The 1587-nt window shown below is 44.4% G+C and carries 2 protein-coding genes; both read right to left on the reverse strand.

Annotation, left to right across the window (positions count from 1 at the left end; translation table 11 throughout):
• Window positions 1-133: 133 nt before the first annotated feature.
• Entirely contained in the window at window positions 134-730 is a 597-nt protein-coding gene (locus A3761_RS24700) for a hypothetical protein (RefSeq protein WP_068554066.1), read from the reverse strand.
• Between the two features lie 64 nt (window positions 731-794).
• On the reverse strand, window positions 795-1587 hold a 793-nt coding region (locus A3761_RS24705), incomplete at its 5' end, for a GGDEF domain-containing protein (RefSeq protein WP_231881307.1).

Here is a 1587-nt window from a genome sequence, read left to right on the forward strand (position 1 = left end):
CTTACGGCTATCTCAAGCGCTGGTTGTCAGACTACAAAGAGTCTGACATATTTTTGAGTATTATGAAGAAGTATCCGGCTTGGAAGGAAGGTGACGAAATCACTTGGCTACCTTTGCCAAGTGACAGTTAAGGTTACTTTAAACTTAAATGAGAAGTATCCGGAATCACCGGTGGAAGCTCTTCTTTCTTTTCAGCAATATCACTGCCAACAGGCGCAATCGTCACATTATCCAGCTCATGGAATTCTGCCATGACCTCTTCATGTACTTCTGATAAGCGCTCGCCCACCTCGCCAACTTGAAAGTGCGTATCTGATAGTATCTCGTCTACTTTTTCCCCTGCCAAATTAAGGCCGGTTTTGCTGGCAACATTCTGCAAATCGGTCTTTGAAGCACTGGCCGTTAAGGGAGCCTTAGCCGTTGGCGTTGGCGTTGGCGTTGGCGTTGGCGCAGCCTGAGGAGCTGGCGCACTAAAGTCTACTTTGACACCCGGACTGCCCATCGCCTCAACTTGGCAATCAGCGCCACGCTTACTCATCGCAATGATATATTTCTTTGCCGTTTCCTGGTCGAGCTTATTACGTATCACCACCCGCTTGCCAGTAAACATGCGCTCTACTTGGTCTACGCTTGTTTTAAATAGCTGCGCAACGTGTTGCTTGGTCTCTTGCTCCGAAAAGCCTTCAACCAGTTTGCCGTAAAATACAATTTCGTACTGCTGCTCACTCATACCGTTTTGCTCTTTGCTAATTTCTTTCCCTAACAATAAGTCTAGGTCAAGACCCGAAATTTACCTAGTCAGAAGATGCTTCACTCCGCACTTCTGCCCTGTTTCGGCCATTTTCTTTTGCTTGATACAGTGCAGAGTCTGCTCGTTCAAATAACTGCCCCTGATCCAGGCCTTCTTCAAAGACACTTAAGCCAAAAGACATGGTAATTTGAATCTTTTCATCGCGAAAATGAAAAGGTAAGCGACCGATCATTTCCCTTACTTTTTCAATTACCTGCTTTGCAGTTTGCAAATCTGTTTCTGGCAAAATAATCACAAACTCTTCGCCACCATAGCGCGCAACAAAGTCGGTCTTGCGTATTCTATTTTGAATTTCCTTGGCAATAATCTGTAGAACTTTATCGCCCGATAGGTGACCATAGTTGTCATTAATACTTTTGAAGAAATCGATATCCGCCACCACCAGTGTAGCCGGCTTTTTATAACGTTTGTAACGTTCAAGCTCCAGCTCAAAACGTTCGTCATAAGCCTCTCGATTAGGCAACGACGTTAAAGAATCTTTTAATGCTTTATCTCGCTCTTCCTTCAAGCGTTTACGAATATAACGAGTCTCTTCTTCCATCGCTTTGATGCGCTCTTTTAGGACCTCGACCTCTTCTTCTTTTGCTTGCTGGTGTTCAACTGCATCACCAGCATGCTGATCTACAGCACTGGATATGCTGTCCAAGTGCTCCGAAATAGATCGTTTCAAATCATCTATATCGACAGCTTTTCCCACACGCTGAGTCATTTCATCGACTTGATCACGCATATGTTGATCAAATTTTTCGTTTTTATCTTGCCAGGTGTCATCAATA

The sequence above is a fragment of the Oleiphilus sp. HI0123 genome (assembly GCF_001635315.1).